The sequence below is a fragment of the Kaistella polysaccharea genome (assembly GCF_020410745.1).
Classification (GTDB): Bacteria; Bacteroidota; Bacteroidia; order Flavobacteriales; family Weeksellaceae; genus Kaistella; species Kaistella polysaccharea.
The window spans coordinates 1116581-1142438 of sequence record NZ_CP084528.1; the positions used below are offsets into that span (position 1 = coordinate 1116581).

A 25858-nucleotide genomic window follows, 5' to 3' on the forward strand; every position below is an offset into this window, starting at 1 on the left:
AATCATGAAACGGTTTTTCTTCTTCTTTTTATTAATACTTTCCATCGTTGGTTGGGGACAAAACCTCGGTGTAGATTCTTCATCTGCACAGAGCTACGAACATATTCTTTCTTTTCATGCCGATATTGTTATTGATAAAAACGCTCAAGCCACTATTACGGAGAAAATAAAAGTGTACGCAGGAGGTTCTGAAATCCGTCGCGGCATATTCCGATCTTTACCACTTTGGCGAAACATTAACGGGAAAAAGAAAAGAATAAAATATGATATAATTTCTGTTCTGCGAGATGGTAAAAAAGAAGATTATCACAACGAAAACACCAGTTCTGATTATGCGATTTATTTTGGAAATAAAGATGTGGTACTAACTCCTGGAGTTTATGAATATGAACTGAAATACAAAACCTCAGACCAGATTGGTTTCTTTGATAAATATGATGAATTTTACTGGAACGTAAATGGCACATTATGGAATTTCCCCGTCGATGAAATTTCGGCTAAGGTAACGCTTCCGGATGCTGCAGAAATTATTCAGCAATCTTGCTACACGGGAAGTTATGGATCGAAAGAATCCAACTGTGCGGGGAAGCAGTTAAGTTCAAATACGGTTGAATGGTCCGCGAAAAATTTAGGTCAAAATGAAGGATTAACAATTGCTGTTGGCTTTAATAAGGGCGTTTTTGCACCTCCACCACCGCCCGGAATTTTAGAGAAGTATGGAGTTTTTGGACTGCTTATTCTTGCGGCTTCAAGTTTACTCGCTTACTTTTATTCCAGTTGGCAGAAGTACGGAATTGATCCGCAGAAACCAGTTGTTTATCCGCAATTTAATTCGCCGCAAAATCTTTCACCCGCATCTCTGGGTTATCTGGAAAACGAATATTATTCCGAACAAATGATTTCTGCAGCGATCGTTAGTTTAGCGGTTAAAGGGTTCATTAAAATCATTGAAGAGGATAAAAGAATATTAGGGATTTTCGGTGGTAAAGAATATACTTTAGAGAAAATAAAAGAACAGGATCAAACTTTACCTAAAGAAGAAATTAATCTTATGAATAAGTTATTTTCAGACGAAGCAACAACCGTTTCTTTTGATGGAAAGTACAACTCAAAAATTGAAAATGCGGTTAATGATTTCAAAGCAAGTCTAAAATTTCAGCATGATGCTTTCTTGGCAAAAGGAAATAATACAAAAAAATTAATCCTTCCGATTATTGCAATCGCGGCACTTTACGGCCTCGGATTGTTCTTCAGTTATAAAACGAGCTACAGCGAATCTCATTTAGGAGCGGGGATCTTTTTATTTGCAGCGGCTCTGTTTGTCGGAATTTTTATAGCCGTCTTTTTTGAAAGATCACCTGTGGTGAAAATACTTTTTGCATTTATTTCAATAGGATTGATATTTATTTTAGTAACCGTGTTTTCTCTTGATGACTACAGGACAGAAAACCTGGGCTTCTATGCAAGTTATGGCTTCCTCCTCTTCGGATTTATAGCCATGGTTCTTTTTCAATTTCTTATTAAACAACCCACTGCAGAAAAGTTGGAAACCCAGTCACTCATTGATGGATTCAAAATGTATCTGGGAACTGCAGAAGAAAAAACACTTCAATTTCACAATCCGCCCGCTATGACTCCAGCGGTTTTTGAAACAATGTTGCCGTATGCAATGGTTTTAGGTGTCGATAAAATTTGGGGTCAAAAATTTCAAAATATGCTGAAAAATTCTGCTTTAGGTAATCAGCAATACAACTCAAGTTGGTACGTGGGAAGTTCGATGATGCATATGAACTTTGCCAATTCCTTAAATTCCTCATTATCGCAATCAATCGCGAGTTCTTCAACCCAACCTTCCAGTTCAGGAAGTGGTTCTGGTGGTGGCGGATTTTCTGGCGGTGGCGGTGGCGGCGGTGGCGGTGGCGGCTGGTAAATAAAATAAAAAAAACGTTCTGAAAATCAGAACGTTGTACCTAAAATATTTTTTTTCTCTTAAATCCTTTCGATGTCTGCACCGAGGGCTTTAAGTCGACCGTCGATATTTTCATACCCTCTGTCAATTTGTTCGATATTTTGAATGATCGATGTTCCTTCGGCACTTAACGCTGCAATTAATAGCGCATTTCCCGCTCTGATATCTGGTGAAACCAAAGTCGTTCCGCGCAAAGGATATTCATGATTTAAACCAACTACCGTCGCTCTGTGTGGATCACAAAGAATAATCTGCGCGCCCATATCAATCAGCTTATCAACGAAAAACAATCGGGATTCGAACATTTTTTGATGAACCAAAACGGTTCCTTTTGCCTGAGTGGCAACGACCAAAATGATCGACAGTAAATCGGGCGTGAATCCTGGCCAAGGTGCATCAGAAACAGTCAAAATAGATCCATCGATAAATTTCTGAATTTTATAATTTTCCTGGGCTGGAACAAAAATATCATCGCCTCTTTTTTCAAGCTGAATTCCCAATTTTTTAAAGGTATTTGGAATAACACCAAGCTCACTCCAGTTCACATTTTTGATGGTAATTTCTGATTTTGTCATGGCTGCTAATCCAATCCAGGAACCAATTTCTACCATATCGGGTAACATGGTGTGTTCCGTTCCACGCAAACTTTTTACCCCTTCTATGGTTAACAAATTCGATCCAATGCCAGAAATATTGGCGCCCATTCTGTTCAGCATTTTACAAAGTTGCTGTAAATAAGGTTCACAAGCTGCGTTGTAAATTTGTGTTTTACCTTCAGCTAAAACCGCTGCCATTACAATATTTGCCGTACCAGTTACCGACGCTTCTTCCAATAAAATAAATTTCCCGTGAAGCGATTTCGCTTTTAATGAGTAGTACAATTGCTTTTCATCATACTGAAACTCCGCACCCAATTCTACTAAACCTTGAAAGTGAGTATCTAAACGGCGGCGACCAATTTTATCTCCTCCCGGAGTGGGCATATAGGCTTCGCCATAACGCGCGAGCATCGGGCCGAGTAGCATGACGGAACCGCGAAGTCTGGCACCATCTTGCTTAAAATCCTCTGATTTTATGTAATCAAAATTTACAGCATCCGCTTGAAAAGAGTAATCTCCGTGCGCATTTTTCGTAATTTTTACACCAAAATCCCCAAGTATTTCAATAAGTCGGTTAACGTCATGGATATCCGGAATATTCTTAACTCGAACAACCTCATCGGTTAACAGAACGGCGCATAAGATTTGAAGTGCTTCATTTTTCGCGCCCTGCGGCGTAATTTCCCCATGTAGCTTTTTTCCTCCTCTAATTTGAAAACTTCCGCTCATGCTTATTTACGGTTTTTATTATTTTGAAAATTACGACGCTTATTTTGACTGTTTGGGTTGTTTTGATTGCCTTGATTATTTTTACCGTTGTTAGGGCGGTTTGTGCGATTGGTCGCGTAATAGATCTTACTTTTTTCCAATGAATCTAATACTGTAAGATCCAGCCGGTTCCCAGAAAGATCTTTTAAATGACGAAAAATTACATCATCCTGAACATGCTCCTTGTTATACACGTTGTAGGATTTCTTCATATTATTTGCAATAACCTGTATTAGAGCATCTTTTTCATCACCACTTTCTAATTCAATTGCCTTATCGATTAATTGCAGTATACTTTTACCATAAAATTTAAATTCTCCCTGTAAAACTGGGTAATCCATTCTTTTAGGTTTAACCTGCATTTCTTCAGCGGTAGGAATGTGATAAGGGGAATCAACATCTAAATCATAACTGGCCAGAATGAATAAGTGGTCCCAAAGTTTATGTTTGTAATTATCTTCATCGCGCAATTGCGGATTGCGTTGTCCCATAAAATCTACAATCGCAACGGCCATATCATTTCGCTCCTCTCTATTCTCGATCTCCTTGCAGCGTTCTACCAACTGCTGAATAATGCGGCCATATTCTGGCATTTGTAAGAGCGTTTTCTGTGTATTGTATTCCATAAGGGCAAAGATATGAATTTGTAGAGTTTTTCTGTTTTAGAATTGTATAAATTTTGGGCGTGCCCCTTTCCGAGCTAAGCAGCCGCATGGGTCGGTCTTCGGCTCCCAATCCCCGAATGCTCGGGGGATTTCCGCCTACGCCCTCACGCGAGACCGTATATACCTTGAAAGTATAAAGTGAGGTGTAAAGTTTAATCAATAAATTTCTTCCGTTCCTCCGGCGTAGGAATTTCACAGGCTTGAGTTGCCAATTTTTTCCGGTTTTCGGCTACCTGATCGTATAAGAAATCCGTAATCCCTGTGGGCAAAAATCGGAGAATTGAAATGAATTGATACAACCCACCAATTATTTCTGTAATTTTAAATACTGCGTGTGATTTCTGAAGATAATATTGATCGGGTTTCCACAGATAAAGTGTATCCAAATCCTTAAGTTCCAGATTTCTCTCCTGCAAAAATTTTTGTCCAAAATCCGATTGCAGCGATGCAAATAAAAAATGGTCTTTATTATCGCGCTTTAAAATCCAGTGAACCCAGAAATTGCAAAAGCCGCATTCACCATCGTAAAAAATATAGTATTTATTAGAATCTGAGTTTGTCATTATTGTACTTTAAATTCGGATTTTTGAACTTCAGTGGGAATATTATTCATCAAACGGGTTTCCTGAGCTAGTGTTTTAAAATAATGAACAAGCTCCTCTTTTTCGGCGGCTGTAAATTTAGCTTCGGGGTGACCGATCACGTAGGAATCCAGAGGCATTTCATTTTTCTCCAACAATTCCGCGGCTTCATCAAACTTTTTCGCTTCTTTTTTCTTTGGATAAGTCGCAAAAGTAGAAAAATTTAATTCTTTTCTGCCTTCTTCGATATGATTTTTCAAAAACCATCCAACAGGTTGTACATTCGAATACCATGGATATTTAGATTCATTGCTGTGGCAGTCATAACAGCCGTTTTTTATTAAATTAGCTGTGTGCTCCGGTGTATTTTTAATTTTTAAAAAATCCATCTGTGGCGTGAGCGGGGGATTATTCTTATCGATAGGGAAAAACTGAATTAATACAAATGCAACGACGAGAATAATCAGAATTTTTTTCATGACTTTAATTTTAGATTTGTGAATTTACTTAATTTTTCTGAAATGATGTTTAAATGATTTTTAAAGACCTGATTTTTCTCAGCTCACTGGCAATTGATTAAAACAATTATTAACTTTACTTCTGATAAAAGATAACGTTCATCACAACTCTTAATGTTATAGATTTTATAAATCGAAAATCCTTTATCAATTGATGAAAACGTTGTACTTTTGCACTATCAAAATTTAAAACAATATATTATGTCATTAGTAGGAAAAAAATTCCCAAACATCTCCATCGATGCAATGTCTGAAATGGGTGATGATTTAAAAATTAACGTATTCGAAGAAGCAGCTAAAAATCAACAAAAAGTATTGTTGTTTTGGTACCCAAAAGATTTCACTTTTGTATGCCCGACTGAGCTTCACGCTTTCCAGGAAGCTTTAGTAGAATTCGAAAAAAGAAATACAAAAGTAATCGGTGCTTCATGTGATACGAACGAAGTACATTTTGCGTGGTTAAATACACCGAAAGATCAGGGTGGCATCGAAGGAGTTACCTATCCACTTTTATCTGACACTCATCGTCAGTTAGCTAATATTTTAGGAATTGTTGATCAGGATTTCGATTATGATGAAGAAGGAAACGAGTCTTTCACTGGATCTAATGTTACATACAGAGCGACTTACTTGATTGATGAAACTGGTAAAGTTTTTCACGAAGCAGTAAACGATATGCCGTTGGGAAGAAATGTAAAAGAGTTCATAAGAATGATTGATGCTTATTCTCACGTTCAAAAACATGGCGAAGTTTGTCCAGCGAACTGGGAAGAAGGAAAAGACGCAATGCAGGCGAACAGAAAATCAACTGCAGAATATTTAGCTCAACAAAACTAAGACAATGTATACAGAATTAGCAGAAGATACCTTGCAGCAAATTGTTGCTGATAATGAAAAAGTAGTTGTACAATACGGCGCTACATGGTGTGGAAACTGTAGAATTATGAAGCCTAAATTCAAAAAACTAGCTTCAGAAAACGACGAGATTCCCTTTCTTTACGTAGATGCTGAGAAATTACCGGAAAGCCGAAAATTAGCCAAAGTTGATAATTTACCTACTTTCGCCATTTTTAAAGATGGAGTGTTGGTGAATCAAGTGCAGTCTAATCAAGCGGAAAGTTTAAATAATCTCTTTAAAGAATTAAATTAATGAAACTCCCAATTATCCGACAGTTTTATCAAACGCAGTCTCCTGAAAATCTAGAAAAAACACTGGAAGTTTTGGAAGCTTTTTCTGAATTCCGCGGAACTACGGAAGAAGATTTAAACGTAGCTGGTGAATTAATTACCAACATTTGTGGTGCTCTGGAAGTTCATGCAAATGTAGCAAATGGAATGGTTGAGCGTGATGCTTTGAACTCATTTGCGCAGAAGGTTTTAGGGTCGATTGATAAATAGGTCTTTAATTACATAAAAAAAATGCGGAAAAATTTCCCGCATTTTTTATGTCGTTCAGTGAACTTATTTTCTTTTATTATTTTTTCCTTTCTTGTAATTCTTATTATTCTTTCCTTTGTTGTGTCCCTGGTCGTTGTCGTTATCCCAATTTCTATTTTGGTTCGCTCTTTTTTTCTGTTGACCTTTCGCATAATCAGTGGCTTGTCCACCATAGATTTTCTTAGCTTGACCTGGAGGCAGATTTCTTTGATTATTGTTTGGATAATAAACTCCATTTGTACTATTTCCTCCTAAAATCCCTGGGTTACCAGTGACGTCGCCAGTTCTGATAACTCGTCCATTTTGATAAACGTTTCCACTTCGGTCTCTGTAAACTTCACCCCTTCTGTAGACTGCACCATCATTAGCTCGGTAAACCGTTCCACTGTTCGTACCGTTTGTCGGATATCGGTTGTTTGGATAGTTATTTCCGTATGCATCATTTTGAGTTCCGCACGATGATAAAGCCAAAGCTAAACCAGAACCGATAATTATATTAAATAGATTTCTCATTTTGAAAGATTTTAAGATTTATATCAATACGCTCAATGTTAGTGCCAAACTAAAATACGAGCGTTTTCATTCTTACAAATCACTCATTTCCAACAACCTTACTTCTCCTTTCTAAGAGAATAACATCTCGCCACATTCCGTTTAATTCTCCCAACCTTTCACGCGTTCCTACGACACGGAAATTTTGTTTTTCGTGTACCGCAATGCTCGGCTCATTTTCAGGGAAAATACCTGCCTGAAGTGTCCAGAATCCATTATCTTCACTATCTAAAATTAATTTTCGAAGCAACAATTTTCCTAAGCCTTTTCCTTGAACAGAACCGTCCAAGTAGATGCTGACTTCAGCAACCCCTCGGAAACAGTCGCGGTCGCTTACGGGTAAAAGTGCGCACCAACCAACTGCTTCATTAGATTCATCTTCCAGAACAAAACGACATGAATTCAAATGTTTAGAATCCCATGCCTCCCAGGTAGGAAGTGTTTTTTCAAATGTTGCATTTCCACCATTGATGCCTTGCTGAAAGATCTCTAAAACTTTCGGTCCATCTTCCTGTTGCATGGGGCGAATTTCGTAATTCATTATTTTTTATATTAAATTTTTTGTGCTATTATTTATGACTTTTTCTAGGAAATTTTCTGCGCCGTCGTGTATAATTTGTAGATCCGTTTTCTTTATTTAAAGAAATTACACTTATGTTTCCATCTACTTCCAGAACAGCCAATCTTACCTCTTCAATCTTTTCAACACCATGTTCCCGAACAGCTTCTTCCAATTCATCAAAACTGACTTCCTGTTCCTTCATTTTGACATTATCTACAATCCCATCTTTAATTAAAATGACAGGATCAGATTCCACAAGACTTTTAATTTTCGGATTTTTAAAGATTACCTTTTTTACCAGAAAGTTTGCACCAAATAGTACCAATGCGGCGACCAAACCTCCTTCTAAACTTACATTAGAACCCACCATCGCATTTTGTACCGCATTCGAAATTAATAGTAGTAAAACAATATCACCCGCATTTAACTGCGAGAGCTGATTTTTCCCGAAAATGCGAATGGCCGCAAACATAAAGAGGTAGACAGCTAAACTCCTTAAAGCGACATCAAGAAATGGATTAATCATCGTAAACTTAAAATACAAAGTAAAAGAAAATAAAAAAACCGAACATTACGTTCGGCCTTGATTTTCAAAATAAATATCAACTTATTTCAGTTCTCTTTTTAAAAATTTCGCAGTTAAAGATTTTTTTGAACGGGAAACTTCTTCTGGTGTTCCTTTCGCAATAATTTCGCCACCGCGGTAACCACCTTCTGGTCCAATATCGATGATATGATCTGCCAATTTCATGACATCTAAATTATGCTCAATAATAATGAAAGAATTTCCTAAATCAACGAGTTTGTTAATAGCTTCCATTAATACTTTTACATCTTCAAAATGCAATCCTGTTGTCGGTTCATCGAGAATATACAGGGTGTTTCCAGTTTGTCTTTTCGATAATTCTGTGGCGAGTTTTATACGCTGAGCTTCTCCTCCACTCAAAGTAGTTGATTGCTGACCGAGTGTTATGTAGCCCAATCCAACATCCTGCATCGTTTTTACTTTGGAGTAAATCTTTGGAATCGGCTGGAAAAATTCAGTAGCTTCATTAATGGTCATTTCCAAAACATCGGAAATAGATTTGCCTTTGTAACGCACTTCTAAAGTTTCCCGGTTAAATCTTTTACCGTTGCATGTTTCACAATGCACGTAAACATCTGGCAGAAAATTCATTTCTATGACTTTCAAACCGCCACCCTGACAGGTTTCACAGCGGCCGCCTTTTACATTAAATGAAAATCGCCCTGCTTTATACCCGCGGATTTTAGATTCCGGAAGCTCTGCAAAAAGATTTCTGATATCCGTAAACATTCCCGTATAAGTTGCGGGATTAGATCGCGGTGTACGGCCAATTGGCGTTTGATCTACATCAACAATCTTGTCTATATTATCAATTCCTTCAATTTTTTTATAAGGCAAAGGATCTTTAACCGCTCTATAAAAATGCTGATTAAGAATGGGATACAAAGTTCCATTGATCAGAGAGGATTTACCGCTTCCCGAAATTCCGGTGACCACAACCAATTTCCCAAGTGGAATTTCTAAGTTTACATTTTTAAGATTATTTCCTGTAGCACCTTTTAAAATTAAAGATTTCCCGTTTCCTTCGCGGCGCTCGTCGGGAACTTCAATTTTCCGACGTCCCGTAATATAGTCGGCAGTAATGGTATCTGCGTTTAGTAAATCTTTGGGTTTTCCCTGCCATAAAATTTCGCCACCAAATTTTCCGGCGCGCGGACCAATATCCAAAACTTCATCGGCCTCCATAATCATGTCTTTGTCGTGTTCTACAACAATTACCGAATTACCGATATCACGAAGATTTTTCAGCGAAGCGATGAGTCTTTCGTTATCTCGTTGGTGTAATCCAATAGAAGGTTCATCTAAAATATAGAGCACATTTACCAATTGAGAGCCAATTTGTGTAGCCAAACGAATCCGCTGAGATTCGCCGCCAGACAAGGTGCGCGAGCTTCTACTTAAACTCAGATAATCCAGACCGACATCAAGAAGGAACTGCAGTCGAGTTTTAATTTCTTTTAAAATCTCATGGGCAATAATTTTATTGTTTTTACTGAATTTATCTTCGACCTGAATTAACCAATCTTTCAAATCTGCCAAAGAAAGGGCATTAATTTCAGCGATATTTTTACCATCGATTTTAAAACTCAAACTAGAAGCTTGCAATCGAGTGCCGTGACAGTCGGGACAAATTTCTTCGGTGGTGAAATGACGTTCGAGCAAGATCGCATCGTAGCTTTCTTTGTCATCGATCATATCATTAATTAAAGCAATAAGCCCATCGAAATTAACTTTAATCTTTTTGTTAATTCCCGCATATTTTAAATCTTTATTAAATTCTTTGTGACAGCCGTTGTACATATAATCCAAAGCTTCTGCAGGAATATCTTTCATAGGTGTCGTTAGGGAAAGTCCGAATATTTCTAAAATATTTTTAATCTGTCCCAAAATCCATTTGTTGGATTTTATATCTTCTAAAGGCAATAATCCCCCTTGATTAATAGAAAGTTTCGGATTGTCGACAAAATAATCGGTATTTACTTTTTTTACGGTTCCTAAACCTTTACAATACGGACAACTTCCTTTTGGGGAATTGAAGGAAAACGTATTGGGCTCCGGCAAAGCCAGCGAGTGTCCCGTATCAGCATCCATTAAATTCTTAGAAAAATATTCAATATTTTCAGTTCCCAATTTTTGAATACCTACAATACCTTCGCCCATTTGCAGGGCTGTTTTCAAGGATTTCTCCATTCTATTTTCGGAGGCACTTTCACCGATAATCCATCGATCAATGACAATATCAATATCATGGGTTTTATAACGGTCGAGTTTTAAATCATATTCAATATCCTGAATTTCGCCATCAATTCTTGCCTGACCATATCCTTTTTTTGCCATCTGAACAAAAAGCTCGTGATAATGACCTTTCCTGGAACGGACAACCGGAGCCAAAAGCATTACTTTTTCTGCCTTGTAATTATTTTTAATGGCTTCTAGAATCTGTTCTTCGGTATAACTTACGAGCCGTAACCCAGAAGTTAATGAATAAGCATCGGAAACGCGGGCAAAAAGAAGCCGTAAAAAGTCATACAGTTCGGTAACCGTTCCTACTGTAGAACGCGGATTTTTATTGGTTGTTTTTTGTTCGATGGCAATTACTGGGGAAAGTCCGTCGATTTTATCAACGTCAGGTCTTTCTAAACCACCGAGAAACTGCCGGGCATATGCTGAAAAAGTCTCAATATACCGTCGCTGACCTTCCGCAAAAATAGTATCGAAGGCCAAGGATGACTTTCCGCTCCCCGAAAGACCGGTAATAACGACCAACTCATTACGCGGAATTTTAACATTAATATTTTTTAAATTGTGTTCACGAGCGCCGTAAACTTCTATATATTCTTTGCTTTCTTTCATTGATTTGCTCTGAAATTTCAATTTTCAGAATTCTGCAAAAATACGGATTTTTTAGAGGATTACCATCTTACCCTAATTCTATCATTTTTAAACGGAAGAGCAATTGGTGACATAAAACAGCATTAAATATTCTATTAAAAAATTGATTTCCACTAAATTTGACTGATTAAAACAATAGATATGAGCTTCCCAACCGATCTTGAAATTGCAGAATCTGCGAACATCCAACTAATCAAAAACATTGCCGATAAACTAAATATCGATCATGATGATTTAGAATATTACGGAAAATATAAAGCGAAGATCCCCTTAAAATACATCGATCCTGAAAAGATTAAAAAGTCGAAATTAATTTTGGTTACCGCCATTAATCCTACACCTGCGGGAGAAGGGAAAACTACAGTTTCTGTGGGTTTAAATGATGGTCTAAATAAAATCGGTAAAAAAGCAATCGCAGTTTTGCGTGAACCTTCGCTTGGGCCTGTTTTCGGTGTTAAAGGTGGCGCAGCTGGTGGTGGCTATGCACAACTCATTCCCATGGTGGATATTAATCTTCATTTTACGGGAGATTTTTCCGCAATTGAGAAAGCCAACAATTTACTTTCTGCCTTAATTGATAATAATTTACAAAACAGAAAGTTTTCTCTAAATATCGACCCGCGAACCATCGTTTGGAAACGCGTAATGGATATGAATGACCGATCACTACGAAATATTGTCGTTGGCTTAGGTGGATCCAACAATGGAATTACACGCGAAGAAGGTTTTAATATAACACCTGCAAGTGAAGTAATGGCAATCTTGTGCTTAAGCAGTGATTTTGAAGATTTAAAAAATCGGTTAGGAAATATTTTTGTGGGTTACACTTTCGACAAAAAACCAATTTTTGCGCGTGATTTAAAAGCGGAAAACGCCATGGCTATTTTATTAAAGGATGCTATTAAACCCAATTTAGTACAAACTTTGGAAGGGAATCCTGCAATTCTTCATGGCGGACCATTTGCAAATATTGCCCAAGGAACCAATACAATTATCGCGACACAAGCAGGTTTATCATTAGCAGACTATGTGGTAACGGAGGCTGGATTTGGCGCTGATTTGGGTGCAGAGAAATTCCTGCATATCAAATGTCATTATGGCAAAATGAAGCCAGATGCATACGTGATCGTTGCGACAATTCGTGCCTTACGATATCATGGCGGCGCGAAAAAAGGAGAATATGAACATCCAAACTTACCATTCCTGAAAAACGGATTTGAAAATCTGGAAAAACATATCGAAAATGCACTGAAATTTGGAATGCAGCCTATCGTTGCTATTAATCATTTCGCCACCGATTCTCAGGAAGAGATTGATTATTTGATTCATGAATGTGCAAAACTAAATGTGAAAGCGATTGTTGCAGATGAATTTACAAAAGGCGGCGACGGAATGACAGAACTTGCTGAAGAAGTGGTACGTTGCGCTGCCCATTGTGGTAATGATTTCAAACCGTTATATAACGTGGAAGATTCTGTGGAGCATAAAATTGAAACGATTGCAAAAGAAGTTTATGGTGGCGATTCAGTGGTTTATTCCCAAAAAGCAAAAAACCAGTTGAAAACAATTTACGAACTAAATTTCGACAAAATGCCGATTTGCATGGCGAAAACCCAGAAGTCTCTAAGTGACGACGAGACTAAAATTGGTCGACCTTCTAATTTTAAAATCACCGTCCGTGAGTTTGAATTCGCCGCCGGTGCGGGATTCATCATCCCGGTTTTGGGTGATATGATGAGAATGCCAGGCCTGCCAAATGTTCCAGCAGCAGAAGGAATGTTTATTGATAAAAACGGAAAAATTACGGGATTGAGTTAAAATTTAGATCTATCAAAAACGGACAAATTTTCTTTAAACATAAAACAAATCTGGTTTCCAGCGTGAATTGCGCCCCGGATTGCAACGGAAATCCCGGAACAAGCGCAGGGAAAGTAAAGGCGTGAGGAATTGCAGTGGAAAGCCGGAAATGTGCGCCATAAAAAAAGAGTTACAAATTAATGCAACTCTTTTTTTGTGGAGGATATCGGGATCGAACCGACCACCTCTTGACTGCCAGTCAAACGCTCTAGCCAGATGAGCTAATCCCCCAAGAAAATCTAAATTTTAAATGCTGATTTTTAGATTGAGATCCTAAATTTTAGTTTTTAAAGTTTGAATTTTAGATTTGCAATGATACAAATTTTTGTGATTCAAAAGCAACAGTGTGCACGATTATTTTTTCTCCGCGACAAGGGAGAATAAAAGCGGAAGTTTATTTCCAAATTTTTTTATTTGATATTTTCCTGTTTCAGTTTCTGCCATATCACGGAAACATGGATAGGGCGAATAATTATATTCCTGAAAAGACTTTAGTTCCAGATTTTCATTGAGTAGGCTGGTCAAAACTTCCGCGGTCGGATGATTCCAGCCAACTTCTTCATTTTTTAAATCTGCATTGTGGTCTGCGTAAGTTCCTTCGTTGGTTTCCGTGATTGCGCCCTCGTTAAAATAACTGTACTGAACAAAAGTAAAGTCATTATTGTACATCCAAACAACGGGATGAAATTCTACAAAAATCAATTTGCCACCAGGTTTTAAAAAGTGGTTGATGACTTCGGCCCATTTTTGCAAATCGGGAAGCCAACCAATTGCGCCGTAACTGGTATAGACAATGTCAAATTTTTGATGCAAAACACTTGGCAAATCATAAACATCTGAAATGATGAATTGGGTATCTGTTCCGCATTTTTTTGCTAAATCATTTGCTGCTTCAATCGCTTTATCAGACAAATCAATTCCGGTGACTTTTGCGCCCAATCGGGAAAGCGAAATAGAATCCTGCCCAAAATGACATTGCAGATGCAAGATTTCTTTTCCTTTGATATCTCCTAAAAGATCCAGTTCAATTGAATTTAAAGAGTTTCTACCTTTTATAAATTCATCTACGAAATAGAAGTCAGATTTTAAATGCGAATCTACTTTTGCATTCCATAATTTGCGGTTGATGTCGAGATAGTTTTCCATGAGAGGTTTTCCGTAAAAATAGAATTTTAAAAACAAATTTTGGATGACCAATTTCAAGTACAAATGTTTGCTTCTTAATATCTATATTAGCACTCAATCATTTGGGACAAAATAATAAGTGTCAACTTGCCGAAATTTAATTTACTATCAATGAAAAAATCTTTATTCCTATTTTTGATGGTTATTTTAAATTGGCAATGAACTGTTGTCACAAAAACCGAAGTTTATCTTTGTAACAGCGATGGTGGCAAAAAATACCATTATTCAAAAAACTGCAGAGGATTGTCTAATTGCAATGCGCAAATCATCAAGGTAAGTCTTCAAAAAGCACAGACTTTAGGTAAAGATCTTTGTGGCTGGGAAGATTAATTCTCCATTATTTCCAAATTAAAAATAAAGTTCCAGCGATGATTAAACAAACACCAACTGCTGTTTTCCAGGTTAACGTTTCCCCTAAAAATACGACGGCAAAGATTATGGTTAAAGCCAAACTGAGTTTATCGATTCCGGCAACTTTTGATACTTCACCCATTTGCAAAGCTTTAAAATAGAACACCCAGGAAAGTCCCGTTGCGAATCCAGAGATGGTGAGAAAAATCCAGTTTCGGGAAGATAATTCGCCGATTCCTTTATATTCATTTCGGAAGAGAACAATCATCCAGATCATGACCAAAACTACAACCGTTCGAATGGCAGTGGCTAAATTCGAGTTTACATTTTCTACGCCGACTTTAGCGAAAATCGCGGTTAGTGCAGCAAAGAAAGCCGAAAGTAAAGCGTAAATCCACCACATGTTTTTAAGTTATTAATTGTAATTAAAATCCAGTTTTGATAACAATGAAAAATTTAAACGCAAAAATTAATTCGTAAAATTATGTATTTCATACTTTCTTACGCGCAACGCTGTTTGACTTCTCAGAATCTTCGATCTCACTTACCAAAGATAGTATTAAACCGTGTCAAGGCTTAGAACCTTGACACGGTTAATTCTCGATTATCCCAGAAACTCTTCGGTCGTCTGAATAATCTGTTCTCCCGTTTTCAGATTCTTAATGGTAATTTTTCCTTCTGAAATTTCCTGGTCGCCATAGAAAACCAAGTTTGGAATTCCTTTCTTTTCTGCATAGGTAAATTGCTTTTTCAGCTTTGCAGATTCTGGATAGAGTTCTGCAGAAATTCCGTTTGCACGAAGTTGACCAATAATTTTCATTGCGGCCGACGATTCGGTTTCACCATAGTTAGCGAATAAATATTGAACTGTTTTTACAGAATCTTCGGGAAATAAACAAAGTTCTTCCATCACCAAATAAATGCGATCCAGTCCAAATGAAATTCCAATTCCGGGAATATCTTTTACGCCGAAAACTTCGGTTAAGTTATCATATCGTCCACCGCCACCAATGGAACCCATGGCAACATCTGTGGCTTTTACTTCGAAAATAGCTCCAGTATAGTAATCGAGTCCTCTGGCTAAAGTAATATCGAATTTCAAACTCTCTTCTGAGATTCCTAATTCAAAAGATTGGGTCAATACAAATTCCAACTCTTCTACTCCACTTGTTCCAACTTCGTTACCTTGAAATTTCTCTTTTAATTGAGATAAATTCTCAAGCGCATTTTCACTTTGGGTAAAAAGAAAATCCAATTTATCGATTGAATCTTGGTTGATATTTTTTTCTAACAATTCTTTAACAACGCCTTCTTTACCAATTTTATCGAGTTTGTCCAATGCAACAGTAAAGTCAATCAGTTGGTCAGAAATTCCAGCAAATTCTGCCAATCCAGAAAGAATCTTTCTATTGTTTAAATGAAGAATGACCTTCACATTTAATTCCGAAAACGACTTTATATATAATTGAACCAATTCTACTTCTTGCCACAAACTCACACTTCCGACGACATCGGCGTCACATTGATAAAACTCCCGGAAACGCCCTTTCTGTGGACGATCAGCACGCCAAACTGGCTGGATTTGATATCGTTTAAAAGGGAAAGTCATCTGCCCATGATTCATGGCAACATATCTTGCGAACGGAACGGTTAGGTCGTAACGAAGTGCTTTTTCCGAAATTTGGGAAATCAGTTTTTGCGAATTCTTGGTTGACCAATCTTCATCTTTTGTTTTCGATGCATAATCCCCGGAATTCAGAATCTTAAAAATTAAACGGTCTCCTTCTTCACCATACTTTCCGGTCAAAGTAGAAAGATTTTCGAAACTTGGAGTTTCTAAAGGTTGGAAACCAAACAGTTCAAAATTCTTCTGTAAAATATTGGTAATAAATTTTCTTCGGTAAACTTCTTCCGCAGAAAAATCTCGAGTTCCTTTTGCTAAACTGGGCTTCATATTTGTGCTAAATTTTAGATTTTTTATTGACTGCAGAGTCAAAATAAAAGTAAGACCGCAAAAATACAAAATTATTCATCTAAATTCTTAAAGATGCTTGATCATCCAAAGGTTGCAACCGCTATGTCCCGAATTGCCCAAAGGTTTTTCCAGGTAACTAAAACCCTGCTTTTCATAAATGGAAACTGCGGTAGAAAATTCTGGTAAACTTTCTATATAAATGGATTGGTACCCCGACTTTTTTGCAAACGCAATACTTTCTTCCATTAACTTTTTTCCCAAACCTTTGCCTCGAAAATCTTTACCAATATAGAATTTTACAAGTTCACCACATTTTTCCGGCAAACCTTCAGTGGGAAAAATTCCGCAACAACCGCATAATTTGCCATCTACCTCAGCTACAAATAATGCTGAATTTTCTTCTGTAAACAATTCGTATAAATGATCTGTTGCTGGATCTTCGTAAACAGTTGCTGGCGTCGGAACCTCAAAATCATGAAAGCAACTTCGTATTATTTTTGCTAACAATTGATTATCCGACTTATTAATTTTTCTAATAGTTGTTTCCATCAGATAAATTTAGAAAAATCTTCCTGAATTAATAAAATTAATTAATTACTCTTCACATTAATTTACAGATCCAAAAACCGAAGAAAATTTCTCCGGTTTTTATAAAAATATATTGAGTTTGTGTTTTTAAACTGTTTCTAAAATCTCGATAATTTCTTCACCATAATTTTCAATTTTATGTTTGCCAAAACCTTTAATCTCGAGAAGTTCCTCTTTTTTGGCGGGCTTATACTTTGCGATAGAAAAAAGCTCCTTATTGGTAGCGATGAAATAAACCGGCAACTTCTGATCTTTCGCTTTCTCCGACCGCCAAATCTTCAGGGAATCCAGAATTTTAATTTCATCTGCAGAAAGCGCTACGTCACTTTCCGCACTATATTTTTGCGGCTTGCCTTCATTCACCAGAACTTTCATTTCTTCAAAATAAAGCATGACCGACCAATAACTTTCGTCATCTTTTACAAAAGCCGTTTCATACTTTAATATATTATTTTCCTCTAAAAAATGATCAAGCAACTTTTGATCGGAATAAATATAATCCTCGGATAATCTGATTTTAAAAATTTTAACTTTCATGACTTTGTATTTTTATTCGAAATTAATTTTAGAAAAAGTTAGAGCCGAATTTTTAATATTAGGTTCAGCTCCAACGTTCATGGTTTATTTACCGCCCAAAAGCACAAGTTCTTCTACGCGAATTTCCGTGAAATACCGTTTCACTCCCTCTTTATCATCGTACGTTTTATAGACGATTTTTCCTTCTACGGCGATTTCCTTGCCTTTTTCCACGTATTTTTCCATGATATCAGCTAACTTTCCGTTCACAACCAAATTGTGCCATTGCGTTTCTTCCACTTTTTCGCCCATTGCGTTGGTGTAATGATCGGTTGTTGCCAAACTTACTTTAGCTAATTTTCCGTTTTCGAATTTTACGATTTCGACTTCTTTTCCTGTTCGACCTACAAGGTTTACTTTGTTTCTTAGTGACATGACTTTAAATTTTATAATTAAACATTAGAAGTGAGGCTTACTTTTTTTCCTCAAATCTCTGGAGCAAAGGTTCACCAGAATCTAAAATTTAGTCGGTAAAGAATCACTTATTGTCATTTGTAGTCGTTTGCAACGATTATAAAACTGACAATCAACACCTTATCAGTAGCATAAAAATCATGTTTTCTTTTTAAAATCATACCCGCTGTACATTACAATCTTTTTTGCCCCCGCGGAAATCCATCCAAAAAAAGGATTTTCATTTCCATCGGGGCTAAAATGAAGAGCGATTTTTCTTTCGTAAATAATAAATGGCTCTCAAAAGTTCTGAAAACTGAAAGAAGTATTTTATATTTGAGAGTTCTTTATCCCAATAGAAAATTCCAAAAATGAAAGACTTAAGCCATCAAATAAAATCTGCACTCTTCGGCGTAGCAATCGGTGACGCATTGGGCGTTCCCGTTGAATTTAAAAGTAGAGAAATCATTCGTCAGAATCCAGTCACAGACATGATTGGGTACGGCACCTATAACCTACCACCCGGAACTTTCTCGGATGACAGTTCGATGACTTTTTGTTTGGCAGAAGCCTTAACCCACGATTTTGATTTAAACCGAATCGCACAAAATTTTGTAAAATGGTATCATGAAAATTTTTGGACAGCCCGCGGTGAGGTTTTCGATATTGGCATTGCAACCCGAGAAGCCATCAATAGAATTGCAAAGGGAGGACAGCCAGAATTCGCGGGAAGCACCGACGCATCATCCAATGGAAATGGTTCTTTAATGCGAATTTTACCGCTACTTTTCTATATAAAAGATTTGCCAATCGAAGAACGTTATCAAATCACAAAAAAAGTTTCATCAATAACACACGGCCACATTCGGTCGGTAATTTCCTGTTTTTACTATATTGAATTTGCAAGAGCAATTTTGTTAGGAAAAGAAAAATTTGAAATTTATCAAAACCTGCAGACTGAAATACCAGACTTTCTAAATACGCGTTCTATTAATCCGAATGAAATATCAATATTTAATCGGCTTTTTCAAGAAAATATTTCTGAATTTGAAGAAGCGGAAATTTTCAGCAGTGGTTATGTTCTCCATTCATTGGAAGCGAGTATTTGGTGCTTACTGACTACCGAAAATTATAAAGACGCCACATTAAAAGCTGTAAATTTAGGAGAAGACACTGATACTACTGCCGCAATTGCAGGCGGACTTGCGGGATTGGTTTACGGTTTTGATTCAATCCCAAAAAGTTGGGTTGAGCAGTTAGCGCGGAAAGAAGATATTGATGATTTGGCAAAAAGAATGTGGGAAAAGTTACACTAAGAAGGTATCAAAGTAAATTGATTCACCGGAATTTCCAACTGATTAATGGTGCTCGAATCTGACTTATCCCTTTTACGGAGCTGTTTATTAATCGTCTTTAAAGCTCCAAATGTTCCAATTTTTATGGAGTTCTCCGCAGATCCAATCAGTCTTCCACCTTTTCTATAGGTATCGTAGGAAGTTTCTGCCAAAAGATTTCCTGTAGAAGAAAAAACTTTTAAACTCACAATAACCTGATTAGAAAACACATACTTTCCTATTCCTACCTTAAAATATTTCACTTTTGGAATAACTGCAAATTGTGCATTATTATTTTCGCAAAATTCAGTGATTAGTTTGGGGTCCGCGTCTTCGTATGGAATATTATAATCTACTCGCAAGAGTTTATTGGATCGTGTTTTACTAAGTTGATCAGAAAGCGCGGAGAAAAAAGCGGTGTAAGTAGGTTCTTTTATTTCGTCAATATCTGGAAAAACTTCTGGATTAAAGTAAAGAATTGTGTAAAGTTCCGCATCTCTATTTAAAGGCATATTCTGACTAAACATCGCGTAGCCAGTAAGCATTAAAATAACTGTAACAGAATTTCGAACTAAATAAAGATTTTTCATCGCTTTGTGTATTGCAAAGATATTGCCACGGGATAATATAAGCAATATAAAATTAAGATATTTTAACAATTTCCAGTAGATTATTACTTTTTAGAATATTTAAAGCTTTTAAGAATAGAAAAATAGTTGTACTTTTGCACCCGTTACATAATAATCATTAAAATAATATTGGAATGTACTTAACAACTGACAAGAAGAAAGAAATCTTCGCAAAACATGGAAAGTCTGATGCAGACACTGGAACAGCAGAAGGACAAATTGCCCTTTTCACCTTCAGAATTAACCACCTTTCAACTCACTTGAAAAGAAATCATAAAGATTACGCAACTGAGCGTTCTTTGGTACTTTTAGTAGGTAAAAGAAAAGCCCTTTTAGATTATCTTAAGAAAAAAGATGTTCTACGATATAGAGCTATTATTGCTGAATTAGGATTAAGAAAATAATCTTTTTCGCTTCAAGCAAAATTTAGAGCAACTTAGAAATAAGTTGCTTTTTTATGTTTAAAAGTGTAGGCGTTAGCAACAATTTTTTAGAATAGGTACAAGACAAAAAAAAGCAACTCGTAATGAGTTGCTTTTGCGTTTAAAGAATAAATCTTTACTTATACTTTTCCTCTTGTAAATAAATTTACAATGGCTAACAATACAATTGCACCGATTGTTCCTGTTAAGATTTCTCCAACAATACCTTCACCTAATCTACCTCCTAAAAGAAAGTAACCGATAAAACCACCCACAATACCAACTACGATATTTCCGATTAATCCTAGACTTCCGCCTTTAAAGATTAATGATCCTAAATAACCTGCAATTGCTCCGATAATAAGTGTCCATAAAATTCCCATAATGTTTAATTTTTAAAGTTTAATGTTTATATTTTAATTATGTTAAAATTACCATCCAATTTTATGCCGAAAAGTTTAAACGTAAATATTTTTATTGCGTAAAGCAATGCTCAACTCATCAGTAGCACTGCATTTTAGTCTTAAACATCAATTGGTGAGAAGAAAAAATGAGGTTTAAGATTTAAGAATTAAATGAATTCTTTTAACAAAATTATTACGAGTCTAAATGAAGGTATAGGTTGTCAAATAGTTCATCATTCTAACGATAATCGCCTAAAGAAAAAGCCGTATCTTTGCACACGAAAATTTAAATATTTTAAATAGTAACGCACTCAATACGGAGTGCCAAAGACGATCAAATTTTATGAATGCTCCACAAGCAATTATTGAAAAAATTCAATTAAGTGATGGTAGAGAAATTACCATCGAAACAGGAAAATTAGCGAAACAGGCTAATGGTGCTGTTGTAGTAAGAATGGGCGGAACAATGCTTTTAGCAACTGTTGTCGCCAGTAAAGATGCCAAACCAGGTGTTGACTTTTTACCTTTAACTGTAGATTACAGAGAGAAATTTTATTCCGCAGGAAAAATCCCAGGAAACTTTTTTAGAAGAGAAGCTAGACCATCTGACGAAGAAATTTTAACAATGAGATTGGTAGACCGAGTTCTTCGTCCATTGTTTCCTTCTGATTTCCATGCAGAAGTTCAGGTGATGATTTCCCTGATTTCTTATGATAAAGAATGTATGCCAGAATCTTTGGCAGGATTAGCCGCTTCTGCAGCAATCGCAATTACCGATATTCCTTTCAACGGACCAATGTCTGAAGTTACTGTCGCAAGAATCGACGGTAAATTAGTTGTAAACCCAAGTATGGAAAATTTAGCGAAAGCTGATTTGAATATTATGGTTGGTGCAACAAAAGATTCTATCGTAATGGTAGAAGGTGAAATGGAAGAAATTTCTGAACAGGAAATGATCGAAGCCATTAAATTCGCACACGAAGAAATTAAAGTTCAGGTAGCAGCTCAAGAAAGATTAGCCGAGAGAGTTGGTAAATCTCTTCCAAAAAGAGAATATTCTCACGAAGATCACAACGAAGAAATTCGTGAAAAAGTTTGGGCAGCCACTTATGATAAAGTATACGAAGTTGCAAAAACTGCTTCTGCTAAAGAAGAAAGACATGACAATTTCCAGGCAATTTTAGAAGAATTCTTAACTCAGTATTCTGAAGAAGAATTAGAAGTTGCAAAACCTTTCGCAAAAATCTATTTCCACGATGTAGAAAAAGAAGCAATGCGTCAAATGATCTTGAACGAAAAAATCCGTTTGGATGGAAGAAGTCCAGAGACGATTCGTCCAATCTGGTCAGAAGTTGATTATTTACCCGGAGCACACGGTTCCGCAATCTTTACAAGAGGAGAAACTCAGTCATTAACTGCAGTAACTTTAGGATCTGTAAAAGATGCAAACATGGTAGACACGGTTGCCATCAACTACGATCAAAAATTCTTCTTACACTATAACTTCCCACCTTTCTCAACGGGAGAAGCAAGACCTTTAAGAGGAACTTCAAGAAGAGAAGTAGGTCACGGAAACTTAGCGCAAAGAGCTTTGGCGAAAATGATCCCTACCGAAAATCCTTACACCATCCGTATCGTTTCTGATATTCTAGAATCAAATGGTTCGTCTTCAATGGCAACGGTTTGTGCCGGAACTTTAGCATTAATGGATGCCGGTGTTCAAATTTCAAAACCAGTTTCCGGAATTGCGATGGGATTGGTAACAGATCCGAAATCAGGTAAATTCACGGTACTTTCTGATATCTTAGGAGACGAAGATCACTTAGGTGACATGGACTTTAAAGTAACAGGAACTGCAGACGGAATAACCGCTTGTCAAATGGATATTAAAGTAACTGGACTTTCAATGGGCATTATGGAAAAAGCCTTAATCCAAGCGAAAGACGGAAGATTGCATATCCTTAACGAATTATTGAAAACGCTTGATGCACCAAGACCAGACGTGAAACCACACGCACCGAAAATGGAAGTATTGGAAATCTCTAAAGACTTCATCGGAGCGATCATTGGACCTGGAGGAAAAATTATTCAGCAAATGCAGAAAGATTTCGACACGGTTATCGCGATTGAAGAAATCGGTGAGATCGGAAGAATCGAAATTTCTGGTGTCAACAGACAAAACATCGACGCAACCATTGCAGCGATTAACGAAATCTGTTTCGTACCTGTAGTTGGAAGTGTGTACAACGGTAGAGTTGTAAAAGTAATGGATTTCGGCGCATTCGTAGCGATTGCAAAAGGAACAGAAGGTTTGCTTCACATCTCAGAAATCGAATGGAAACGTTTGGATACCGTTCCTTACAACGAAGGCGATATGGTAGAAGTGAAATTCATGGGTTACGATGATCGTAAGAAAATGAAACTTTCAAGAAAAGTTCTTTTGGAACGTCCTCCACGTGAGGAAAGACCACAAGGTGATCGTCCTCAATACAATAATGACAGACCGAGAGAAGACCGTCCACAAGGCGATAGAGGTCCGAGAAGAGATGACCGCAGAGAAGGCAACTTCAATGGTGGAAATAACAGACCTCAACAGAGCGGACAAACCAATGAGCGTCCAGCGGGGGAAGACACTTTCAAACCTTTGAATGAAGGAGAAAATCCAACAGACAGCAAGCCAGAAGGTTTTTAATTAAATCCGAAATGCTTTAAATACAGAAACCACCTCGATTTGAGGTGGTTTTTTTTATAATCCAGGATTTTCAAAGTTTTTCTTCCAAAGTTTTTTCTTTCCTAATTTTCTAAATGTTACCCTTTATAAAACTGTTTAAAATAATTATATTTAGTCGAATCTTTTATCGAATCGACCGTCAACAATGTTGACGATCGTTCCTTTATCACCCATTGCTTTAAACTCAAAGTTTCCCGATACAATATGATTTTGCATATCTATACGCGAAATTTTTATTGTTCCAACATAATTTGATTCAGTTGAGTAATATTCCCCATCTTTATCAGTATATATTGCATAATTATAATCTGAATTTGGATCTTGATTAATTATAGAATAATTTTTATTTAATTCTAAATTAATAATAAGAACTTTTATAAAAATTGAATTACTATAATTGTTTACATCAGATCGTAAATCTAATTTTATAATATAATTGTCATTGTACTTTTCACAATACGTACCACTTCCATTTGCAGTATTTAATCTATTTTTAGTGGCCACCCAAATTTTACCGTCAATTAATGCTCCGGCAGTGTTAGCGCCAGACTGAGTGGCTTCTGTTAAAACATTTGGGTTTGCGTAGCGGTCTTTGGTACAGGAAGAAAGTCCCATGATAATAATTAATATAAAAAAGAAACTATTTTTCATAATTTTTTTTAAAAGATACATCAAAAATCTAAAAGAAATTATCGAGTTTTCGGGGCAATTATATTTAAACATGCGCTGCCGATTTTTTCAGCAAGCGTACCAATTTGCAATAGTAATTGATGTAAACCAAGAAACAACAACCAGAAAATTTAAAATTATCTTTATCATTTAAGTTTCGCCGAATTTTTAATGAATTTTTTTTGTATCTTTTTTACAAATTGTTCGATATGCCAAATTTATTTTCCAAAGTCAGAAACGCTATTGAAATATTCAAATCAATTGATCTGGATGAACTTTCAAAAATATCCGGAAAAGTAGATCTTCCCAAAATGATGGAAGGTTTTTCTAAAATGAATGATAAACAGATCAAAATGCTCATGCGCGCGATCGATCCGGAAAAAAAGAAAAAAGATCTTCCACCCGTTGATGGCGATTTCTACGATGTTTTCGAAACATTGACACCGGAACAGAAAGAAATTCAACTTAAAGTTCGAACTTTTATGGAAACCGAAGTCAAACCTTTGGTGAATGATCATTGGCTGCACGATTCTTTTCCTTTTGAAATTATTGAAAAGTTTAAAAAACTCAATGTCTGCGGCGTGACTTACGAAGGTTACGGATGTCCCGGCCTACCCTTTTTAATGGAAGGTGTTTTGGCCATGGAAATGGCACGAGTAGATGCGTCAATCGCGACCTTCTTTGGCGTACAATCAGGACTTTCAATGGGCTCCATTTATCTTTGTGGATCGGAAGCACAGAAACAAAAATGGTTGCCTCAAATGCAGAACTTCGATAAAATTGGTGCTTTTGGTTTAACAGAACCGGAAGTTGGTTCCGGCGCGGCAGGCGGTTTAACCACAACCTGTAAAAAAACACCGGAAGGTTATATTCTGAACGGTCAGAAAAAATGGATCGGCAACGCCACGTTCGCGGATGTCATTATTATCTGGGCAAGAAGTTTAGATGATGGCGAAGTGAAAGGTTTCATCTTAGAAAAAGATAATCCCGGCTTTAAAGTGGAAAAAATTAAAGGAAAAATGGCGCTTCGAATTGTGCAAAATGGTTTAATCACTTTAACCGACTGTTTTATATCTGACGAAAATAAACTGGAACACGCCAATTCTTTCAAAGACACGGGAAATGTGTTGCGCATGACCAGAGCCGGCGTGGCCTGGATGGCGACCGGTTGTGCGAGAGGCGCTTACGAAAGTGCTTTGGCCTACACCAAAACGCGCGAACAGTTTGGAAAACCCATTGCGTCTTTCCAGATGATACAGGGACATTTGGTCGAAATGCTTTCTAATTTGACGGCGATGCAAACTATGGTTTTCCGTCTCTCCGAAATGCAGGACGAAGGAATTTTAAAAGACGAACACGCGTCTCTCGCCAAAGTATTCTGCACCATGCGAACCCGTGATATTGTTTCCCGCGCCCGCGAAGTTCTGGGTGGAAACGGCATTTTATTGGAATACGACGTCGCCAGATTTGTCGCCGATGCCGAAGCCATTTATTCTTATGAAGGCACGAAGGAGATTAATTCTTTGATTGTGGGAAGAAGTATTACTGGGTTTAGTGCGTTTGTTTAGAAACAAAAAACCCTTCAATTGATGTATTTCTGCGCCGTTTTTTGTAA

Annotated in this window: 26 protein-coding genes and 1 tRNA gene; 9 read left to right on the top strand and 18 right to left on the bottom strand. The window is 36.9% G+C overall.

Going from position 1 to position 25858, the window contains the following annotated elements; genetic code table 11:
- Positions 1–4: 4 nt before the first annotated feature.
- Positions 5–1930: a DUF2207 domain-containing protein gene (locus LC814_RS05045; protein ID WP_226065394.1), complete on the top strand. Its 1926-nt coding sequence runs from the start codon at positions 5–7 to the stop codon at positions 1928–1930.
- A gap of 59 nt (positions 1931–1989) precedes the next feature.
- On the opposite strand, the gene murA is transcribed toward LC814_RS05045, so the two are convergent.
- From murA to LC814_RS05065, 4 genes are all read right to left on the bottom strand, one after another.
- On the bottom strand, positions 1990–3297 hold the full coding sequence (murA, locus tag LC814_RS05050; protein ID WP_226065396.1) for a UDP-N-acetylglucosamine 1-carboxyvinyltransferase: 1308 nt from the start codon (positions 3295–3297) through the stop codon (positions 1990–1992).
- 2 nt (positions 3298–3299) lie between these two features.
- Entirely contained in the window at positions 3300–3962 is a 663-nt protein-coding gene (locus LC814_RS05055; protein WP_226065397.1) for a DUF4290 domain-containing protein, read from the bottom strand.
- Between the two features lie 191 nt (positions 3963–4153).
- The gene (locus LC814_RS05060) at positions 4154–4564 is read right to left on the bottom strand and encodes a thiol-disulfide oxidoreductase DCC family protein (RefSeq protein WP_226065399.1); all 411 of its coding nucleotides are present in this window, start codon (positions 4562–4564) and stop codon (positions 4154–4156) included.
- Entirely contained in the window at positions 4564–5061 is a 498-nt protein-coding gene (locus LC814_RS05065) for a heme-binding domain-containing protein (RefSeq protein WP_226065401.1), read from the bottom strand. Before LC814_RS05065 ends, LC814_RS05060 begins: the two co-directional genes overlap by 1 nt.
- Before the next feature lie 240 nt (positions 5062–5301).
- Between LC814_RS05065 and LC814_RS05070 the strand changes: the two genes are divergently transcribed.
- The 3 genes from LC814_RS05070 to LC814_RS05080 are packed head-to-tail and all read left to right on the top strand — an operon-like array spanning position 5302 to position 6498.
- Positions 5302–5937 carry a peroxiredoxin gene (locus tag LC814_RS05070; RefSeq protein WP_226065403.1) on the top strand — a complete coding sequence of 212 codons (636 nt, stop codon included), beginning with the start codon at positions 5302–5304 and terminating at the stop codon, positions 5935–5937.
- Positions 5938–5941: 4 nt separating this feature from the next.
- Complete coding sequence (locus tag LC814_RS05075; RefSeq protein WP_226065405.1) at positions 5942–6250, top strand: thioredoxin family protein; 309 nt, start codon at positions 5942–5944, stop codon at positions 6248–6250.
- Complete coding sequence (locus tag LC814_RS05080) at positions 6250–6498, top strand: DUF6952 family protein (RefSeq protein ID WP_226065407.1); 249 nt, start codon at positions 6250–6252, stop codon at positions 6496–6498. Before LC814_RS05075 ends, LC814_RS05080 begins: the two co-directional genes overlap by 1 nt.
- A 63-nt stretch (positions 6499–6561) precedes the next feature.
- Here the strand turns inward: LC814_RS05080 and LC814_RS05085 are convergent, their stop codons facing one another.
- The 4 genes from LC814_RS05085 to uvrA all read right to left on the bottom strand — a co-directional run bounded on the left by LC814_RS05085 (position 6562) and on the right by uvrA (position 11090).
- Positions 6562–7050 carry a hypothetical protein gene (locus LC814_RS05085; RefSeq protein ID WP_226065409.1) on the bottom strand — a complete coding sequence of 163 codons (489 nt, stop codon included), beginning with the start codon at positions 7048–7050 and terminating at the stop codon, positions 6562–6564.
- A gap of 79 nt (positions 7051–7129) precedes the next feature.
- Positions 7130–7630, bottom strand: a complete 501-nt coding sequence (locus LC814_RS05090) for a GNAT family N-acetyltransferase (protein WP_226065411.1) — start codon at positions 7628–7630, stop codon at positions 7130–7132.
- A gap of 28 nt (positions 7631–7658) precedes the next feature.
- A complete protein-coding gene (locus LC814_RS05095) occupies positions 7659–8174 on the bottom strand; it encodes a DUF421 domain-containing protein (RefSeq protein WP_445991628.1) in 516 nt (171 codons plus the stop codon).
- 84 nt (positions 8175–8258) lie between these two features.
- Positions 8259–11090: an excinuclease ABC subunit UvrA gene (gene uvrA / locus LC814_RS05100; RefSeq protein ID WP_226065415.1), complete on the bottom strand. Its 2832-nt coding sequence runs from the start codon at positions 11088–11090 to the stop codon at positions 8259–8261.
- A 180-nt stretch (positions 11091–11270) separates the two neighbouring features.
- On the opposite strand from uvrA, the gene LC814_RS05105 reads away from it, so the two are divergent.
- Complete coding sequence (locus LC814_RS05105; RefSeq protein ID WP_226065417.1) at positions 11271–12947, top strand: formate--tetrahydrofolate ligase; 1677 nt, start codon at positions 11271–11273, stop codon at positions 12945–12947.
- Between the two features lie 196 nt (positions 12948–13143).
- Here LC814_RS05105 and LC814_RS05110 read toward each other — a convergent pair.
- The 7 genes from LC814_RS05110 to LC814_RS05140 all read right to left on the bottom strand — a co-directional run bounded on the left by LC814_RS05110 (position 13144) and on the right by LC814_RS05140 (position 18036).
- Positions 13144–13217, bottom strand: a tRNA-Ala gene (locus LC814_RS05110).
- A 123-nt stretch (positions 13218–13340) separates the two neighbouring features.
- Positions 13341–14132, bottom strand: coding sequence for a class I SAM-dependent methyltransferase (locus LC814_RS05115; protein WP_226065419.1), 792 nt, complete (start codon positions 14130–14132; stop codon positions 13341–13343).
- A 376-nt stretch (positions 14133–14508) separates the two neighbouring features.
- Positions 14509–14925, bottom strand: a complete 417-nt coding sequence (locus LC814_RS05120) for an EamA family transporter (protein ID WP_226065421.1) — start codon at positions 14923–14925, stop codon at positions 14509–14511.
- 201 nt (positions 14926–15126) lie between these two features.
- On the bottom strand, positions 15127–16476 hold the full coding sequence (gene hisS, locus LC814_RS05125) for a histidine--tRNA ligase (RefSeq protein WP_226065423.1): 1350 nt from the start codon (positions 16474–16476) through the stop codon (positions 15127–15129).
- Between the two features lie 87 nt (positions 16477–16563).
- Positions 16564–17046 (bottom strand): GNAT family N-acetyltransferase, encoded by a 483-nt coding sequence (locus tag LC814_RS05130; protein ID WP_226065425.1) that lies wholly within the window; start codon positions 17044–17046, stop codon positions 16564–16566.
- Positions 17047–17172: 126 nt separating this feature from the next.
- Positions 17173–17622 (bottom strand): HRDC domain-containing protein, encoded by a 450-nt coding sequence (locus LC814_RS05135; protein WP_226065427.1) that lies wholly within the window; start codon positions 17620–17622, stop codon positions 17173–17175.
- A gap of 84 nt (positions 17623–17706) precedes the next feature.
- Entirely contained in the window at positions 17707–18036 is a 330-nt protein-coding gene (locus LC814_RS05140; RefSeq protein ID WP_226065429.1) for a single-stranded DNA-binding protein, read from the bottom strand.
- Between the two features lie 389 nt (positions 18037–18425).
- Between LC814_RS05140 and LC814_RS05145 the strand changes: the two genes are divergently transcribed.
- Complete coding sequence (locus LC814_RS05145) at positions 18426–19370, top strand: ADP-ribosylglycohydrolase family protein (protein ID WP_226065431.1); 945 nt, start codon at positions 18426–18428, stop codon at positions 19368–19370.
- Here the strand turns inward: LC814_RS05145 and LC814_RS05150 are convergent.
- Entirely contained in the window at positions 19367–19978 is a 612-nt protein-coding gene (locus LC814_RS05150; RefSeq protein WP_226065433.1) for a pyruvate decarboxylase, read from the bottom strand. The two genes, LC814_RS05145 and LC814_RS05150, sit on opposite strands and share 4 nt — an antisense overlap.
- A 173-nt stretch (positions 19979–20151) precedes the next feature.
- Between LC814_RS05150 and rpsO the strand changes: the two genes are divergently transcribed.
- Entirely contained in the window at positions 20152–20421 is a 270-nt protein-coding gene (gene rpsO, locus LC814_RS05155) for a 30S ribosomal protein S15 (RefSeq protein WP_226065435.1), read from the top strand.
- Between the two features lie 158 nt (positions 20422–20579).
- On the opposite strand, the gene LC814_RS05160 is transcribed toward rpsO, so the two are convergent.
- A complete protein-coding gene (locus tag LC814_RS05160; protein WP_226065437.1) occupies positions 20580–20822 on the bottom strand; it encodes a GlsB/YeaQ/YmgE family stress response membrane protein in 243 nt (80 codons plus the stop codon).
- A 364-nt stretch (positions 20823–21186) separates the two neighbouring features.
- Here LC814_RS05160 and LC814_RS05165 point away from each other — a divergent pair, with 364 nt between their 5' ends.
- Entirely contained in the window at positions 21187–23535 is a 2349-nt protein-coding gene (locus LC814_RS05165) for a polyribonucleotide nucleotidyltransferase (protein ID WP_226065439.1), read from the top strand.
- Between the two features lie 150 nt (positions 23536–23685).
- On the opposite strand, the gene LC814_RS05170 is transcribed toward LC814_RS05165, so the two are convergent.
- Positions 23686–24225, bottom strand: coding sequence for a Riean_0653 family protein (locus tag LC814_RS05170; protein ID WP_226065441.1), 540 nt, complete (start codon positions 24223–24225; stop codon positions 23686–23688).
- 227 nt (positions 24226–24452) lie between these two features.
- On the opposite strand from LC814_RS05170, the gene LC814_RS05175 reads away from it, so the two are divergent.
- Positions 24453–25811, top strand: a complete 1359-nt coding sequence (locus tag LC814_RS05175) for an acyl-CoA dehydrogenase family protein (protein WP_226065443.1) — start codon at positions 24453–24455, stop codon at positions 25809–25811.
- Positions 25812–25858: the final 47 nt, after the last annotated feature.